The sequence below is a fragment of the Streptosporangium sp. NPDC006013 genome, from assembly GCF_040614275.1.
Taxonomy (GTDB): domain Bacteria; phylum Actinomycetota; class Actinomycetes; order Streptosporangiales; family Streptosporangiaceae; genus Streptosporangium.
The window spans coordinates 1-5,067 of the sequence record NZ_JBEXUE010000618.1 but is presented as its reverse complement, the minus strand read 5'-3'; the positions used below and the strand labels follow the sequence as shown (position 1 = coordinate 5,067).

At 69.1% G+C, this 5,067-nt stretch carries 5 protein-coding genes; 1 reads left to right on the top strand and 4 read right to left on the bottom strand.

All coding sequences use genetic code 11. From position 1 onward, the window contains the following. A partial coding sequence (locus ABZ260_RS46230) for a hypothetical protein (protein WP_355630983.1) occupies positions 1-275 on the bottom strand: 275 nt, incomplete at its 3' end. Positions 276-459: 184 nt separating this feature from the next. Between ABZ260_RS46230 and ABZ260_RS46225 the strand changes: the two genes are divergently transcribed. Next, on the top strand, positions 460-750 hold the full coding sequence (locus ABZ260_RS46225; protein ID WP_350965467.1) for a hypothetical protein: 291 nt from the start codon (positions 460-462) through the stop codon (positions 748-750). 62 nt (positions 751-812) lie between these two features. Here the strand turns inward: ABZ260_RS46225 and ABZ260_RS46220 are convergent, their stop codons facing one another. The 3 genes from ABZ260_RS46220 to ABZ260_RS46210 all read right to left on the bottom strand — a co-directional run. Continuing rightward, positions 813-1,967 (bottom strand): hypothetical protein, encoded by a 1,155-nt coding sequence (locus tag ABZ260_RS46220; RefSeq protein WP_355630980.1) that lies wholly within the window; start codon positions 1,965-1,967, stop codon positions 813-815. Then, positions 1,964-3,349: a hypothetical protein gene (locus ABZ260_RS46215; protein WP_355630977.1), complete on the bottom strand. Its 1,386-nt coding sequence runs from the start codon at positions 3,347-3,349 to the stop codon at positions 1,964-1,966. The genes ABZ260_RS46220 and ABZ260_RS46215 overlap by 4 nt, the downstream gene beginning before the upstream one ends. Positions 3,350-3,604: 255 nt before the next feature. Further along, the coding region (locus ABZ260_RS46210; protein ID WP_355630974.1) for a protein kinase at positions 3,605-5,067 on the bottom strand (1,463 nt) is incomplete at its 5' end.

Here is a 5,067-nt window from a genome sequence, read left to right as displayed (position 1 = left end):
ATCACCGTTTTGTACGCCTCGCTGGCGAGTTTGATAGGAGCGTCACCGCGGTCTTCAACGATGCGATAGGGGGCTACCCCGGAAAGCGAACCCAGCAAGAGAGTATTAAGGCTGTCTCCCTCCGTCCGCTCAGTCGTATCTCTGCCAACGACCGCGAAAGTACGCTTTGCTTTACCTTCACCGCATGGGATATCACGTCCACCGAAATCAGTGATTTGGACATCCAAAACGGAGCGCTGCCTCATCAACTCGATGATGTGCACTTTGAGGGTCACACCCGCCTCCGCCGCCGTAGGACCGCTATCTCCACATCCGGACACCGCCAGCAACCCCACCGCACACACCAGAACGCCACACCGTACAAAACGTGTCATGCATTCCTCCAGCACTGGCCGAGATGCCACAGCTCCAATAATGTCCAATAGTCCGTCCGATGTATCCGCATCCGAAGAGGAATAAATGAATTCTCGCCCGGAGGACCTGGTGCCCAATCCGCGGCGCCAACTGCTGGAACAGACGTTGACGGAGGTCAGGGCACGGGTCGCCATCCTGGAGGCCGCCCTCGATCCGGCCCACGGCCGGCTCACCGGCCAGCCGACCTGGGTGGGGCCGAAGGCCCGGACGTTCACCGAAGACCTCACCGCCCGCCGCGTACGGCTACGCCAGGCGGCCAGGGCGCTCGTCGACGCCCTCGAAGAGGAACTCCGCTCCGCCCCGGCCAAGGTTCCGCCCTCCACCGCGCGGTACTGACCTGCACCGGCGCCGCCCCCGGCGAACCGCGTCTTCGGCACGCCTGTGCTGATCCTGGGCGGTCACCGACCGGCGCGGCGGACCTGAGCTCGGTAGTGGTCGAGGACGTCCTGGCGGAGGAGGTGGCCGAAGCCCGCGGCCTCGATGCGCAGGCCGAGTTGAGGTTCGGTCACGCCGAGCATGACGGCGGTGTCGGCCAGGTTCCAGTCGGCCGCGGCGAGCCGGGTCAGCAGATGACCGCGGCGGATCTGGTTCTCCGACAGACGGAACGTTTTGAGGTACGCGAGCCGGCCGGCGCCGTCGGTGATGAGCTCGCCGATGTGGTTCTCACGCCGACGTTCGAAGGGCGGCAGGAAGCGGGACAGCCGATACCCGCCCATCTCGTAGACGCGCTGGTAGGTGTAGTCCGCGTCCAGCAGCCCGCCCGCCATGACCCGGTCGTGGAAGGCCGCCCACTCGTCCTGCTGCCGACGGGCCCGCACGCGCAGGTCGGCGAGCGAGTGCACCGTCGCGTCCACGATACGGGCCCGGAAATCGGGCACCGGCCCGCTGAGCATCGCGTAGTGGTAGATCAGCTCGCCGTACAGATCGTGCACAAGGGTCGCGTACAGGGCACGGTAGTCATCGGGATGCGGCACCACGAACGCGGCGGCGAGCGCGTCCGCGACGTAGACGAGGACGCCGCACTGGCCGGGGTGGATCTCGAAGACGCGCAGGGCGTCCTGCAGACCGCTGACCTCAGCGCCCGTGTACGCCTCCTCGACGCGAGGCGAAAGCCCGTGGCTGATCGCGCGGTGCGACCATTCCTCCCACACGATCTCCGGACCGCCGAAGTGCAGCGCCAGGTACCCCTCCAGTGCCAGGTGCAGCGGCAGGAAGCGCAGCCGGTTCCGGTCGGCTCGGCGAGCCATCCGGCGGTGGAACCGCAGCGACATCCGGCTGGGCGTGCGGTCACGCTCTTTCGGCCCCCGGAGCTGGGTTCCGTACGCCGCGGCGGGAGTGCCGTCGCGCGTCCAGCTCGCCACGAACCCGTGCGGAATGTAGGAGAAGTACTCGGTCCGCGAGTCCACCTCGACGATGCCGAACTCCGCGTCGTAGAGGCGGGCGTCGAGCCGCAGGTCCTCGATCGGCTCCTCGCGGACCAGCGGGACGAGCCGTACACCACCCCAGGCCTGCGCGGGGCGGGTGGTGAGCCCGGTGAGGGCGAGATCTGTCATGCGTCCTCCCGCAGGAACCCCTCGACGCGGCGCGCCAGATGGGCACGGAGTTCGAAGATCCCGGTGCGCCCCTCCGCGAACCGGGCCAGTTCCACCAGGGCGACCAGGTTCTCGGCGTCACGAATCCCGGCGGTCGGGACGGTGGGTGCCAGCCGCCGTACGTCGAAGTCGGCGGCGTCGTACACCGGGTTGAGGTGCACGACGGCGCAGCTGTGGTCCAGGTCGAGCCGGGTGCGCCAGATCCGCAGCACCTCTCCCGCGAGCCCCGGCGGTGAGTTGTCCCATCCGTCGGAGACGATGACGAGACGCCCGGGCCCGTGTTCGAAGCCGCGTTCGAGGCCGTCCAGAATGCGCTCACCGAGCGGTGTCGCCCCGTACGGATGGACGAGCAGCGCGTCCGTACGGCCCGACAGCCACAGCGGCGTGTACTCGGCGGCCAGCGCCTCCAGCAGGAAATGGCAGGCGAGCGCGACAGCGAGCGGCCGGCGGCGCTTGTGCCCCGAACCGTACGCGGAGAAGCTGTCGTCGAGGACGGCGACTACCGCGCCCCAGCGCCCGGCCTGGTCGCCCGCGGTCCGGCGGGCGGCCGCGCGCAGCGCCGTCGTCAGCTCGGCGCGGCGGCGCACGCGATCGTCCAGTGAGAGGGCGAGCACGTACGACGCCAGCCGGGTCAGCGGCATCGTGGTGAGGTCGGCCCGCACCGCGTCGACCTTCAGACCGCGCGCCGACTCCTGCAGGCGCAACCGCTCCAGCCGGGTGAGCCGGGGCGCGATGCGCTCCAGGAAGGTGGCGCGGGCGATGCGGTGCTTCGCCGCGAACCCCTCCGCCACCGTGTAGGGCAGCTTGTACAGCGCGGCCTGTTCGTAGTGGGCCCGCCGCCAGGTCTCCAGGATCGGTGTGGTGTAGGCGACCGGCCGGTGCGGGGTGAACAGGAACGGCCCCAGCTCCCCGCCCAGGTTCAGGTGGGCATGGCGGACGGCGCCTTTGACGGCGCTTCGGTACTTCACCGCGTCGAACGCGAGGTCGGGACGGGCGACCAGCCAGTCCCGCATGATCGCCCTGGTACGCCGGTTGTTGACCTTGGCGCGGCGCAGCTCGCGGAAGAGCCGGTACACCCGGGGCGGTGGCAGCAGGGCCAGCCGCCGGGCGATCAGGCGTCCCTCGGCCTGACGCTGCTCCAGGTCCGCCTCCCCCGCCGTGACCAGCAGGTTTCTGGCGATCAGTACGGCATTGTGGTCGTTGACGTCCAGGGCGAGGGTGGCCGCGTACAGGTCGCGGTAGTTGCCCATCAGGTAGTCGTGCAGGAAGTCCAGCGAGAGGCTCTGCGCCTCCGCGCCGGAGTGGAACTCACGCTGGCCGGTGGCGGTGATCGCCGCGTTCACGAACAGCAGGACGTCCTCGGCGGCGATCAGATCCGCACTGGTCTCGATGCGAGTCTCGATCGCCGCCTCCGGGGGTCACGTACGGAGTCGGCCGGGGAATGGGGGCACGAGCTGCGAATCATCGCTTCAAAGGCGGGTCCCGGAAGTCGCACCGAAGTCCCGCGGCCGACCCCGGAAGGCTAGCACCGATATATCGCCTTCTTCTTCCTTATTTCCCATGCTGCGGGGGTTGAGGAACACCTGGCTCGCCATCGGTCATCGATCGTCGAGACCTTCGAGGATCGCGCGGACCTTACCGGCCTCGGCGTGCTGCGGGCCGTATCTCCGCTCCAGGTCACCCAGCAGGTCACCCAGCATGCGTCTGGCCTGGGCCCGGTTACCCGAGCCGAGTTCCACCAGCCCGATCTGACGCCGGAGTTCGAAAATCCGCTCCTCGTCGGCGCCGAATCGCCTCTCGTCGGCCAGGAGCTCACGGAGCTGCGCCAGGGCGAGGCTCATCTCCCCGACCGCCGCGTGGCAGTTCGCCTCCATCAACCGGCATCGCAGTGCGAGGTTGTTGCCCGGCCCCTCCACCTTGGCGACATCGGCCGCCAGCCGATGGAACTCGGGCGCCGCCCGGCGGTAGTCCCCGCCGAGGAAGAGCGCCTCGGCGAGCTCGATCCGCAGGTCCACCACCTCGGAGCTGGCCGAGCCGAACGAGCCCTCGGCGGGACGCATCACCTCCGCCAGCACATCCGCCGCCTGGGTGAAACGGGATTCCACTTTGAGCATCTTGGCATCCCTACGGGCGCGCTCAAGGTCGTCACGCCCGATCTGCGCCGACTCTCCGGCGAGCCTGATCCGCGGCGGCCGTACCGGATCGGCGGGCCGACGGTTCCGGTTCGCCCCCATGGGAGCGACGCGTCCGACGACTGCGGCGTACATACGCACCGGGTGCGGCGCGTCCAGGTTCACATAACCGGGAAAAGGCGGCAGCTCGCGGCAGAAGTCCAGCAGCCGCTCGTAGACCACCTCCGCGGTGGCCGGCCGTTCCTCGGGGGACTTGGCGAGCAGCCACAGGACGAGCCGCTCCAGACCTTCGGGGATGCCCTGCCTTCTGGCGCGTAGCGGCCGGGGCTGGACGTCCGTGTGGTTGCGCATCGAGGCCAGCGCGGTGGGGGCGGCGAACTGGTTCTCGCCGGCGAGCATCTCGTCCAGGATCACGCCAAGGGAGTAGAGGTCGCTCTGCGGGCCGGCGACTCCGGTCGTGGCCTGCTCCGGTGCCATGTACGCCGGTGTGCCGAGCACCTCGCCCGTTCTGGTGAGCCGGGTCGTCTCCGCGCCGGCCAGGACGGCGGCGATCCCGAAGTCGAGCACCTTCACCGTGCCGTCGGAACAGAGCATCAGGTTGGCGGGCTTGAGGTCGCGGTGCACCAGCGAGTTGGTGTGGGCCACGGCCAGCACCGAGCAGACCTGGGCGGCGATCGCCACCGCCCAGCCGACGGGCACCTCCGTCTCATCGAGAAGCGCGGAGACGGAGGCGCCGTTGACGAGCTGCATGACGAGGTAGAGGTCATCGCCGTGCGATCCGCAGTCGTAGACCGTGGGAACCCCCGGGTGCTCAAGCCGGGCGGTGATCCGTGACTCGCGCACGAAGCGTCTGGTCAGTTCCTCGTCGCTCCGGCCGTCGGGCAGCTTGTCGACCCTGATGAACTTGATGGCGATCGGCCGGTCGAGGC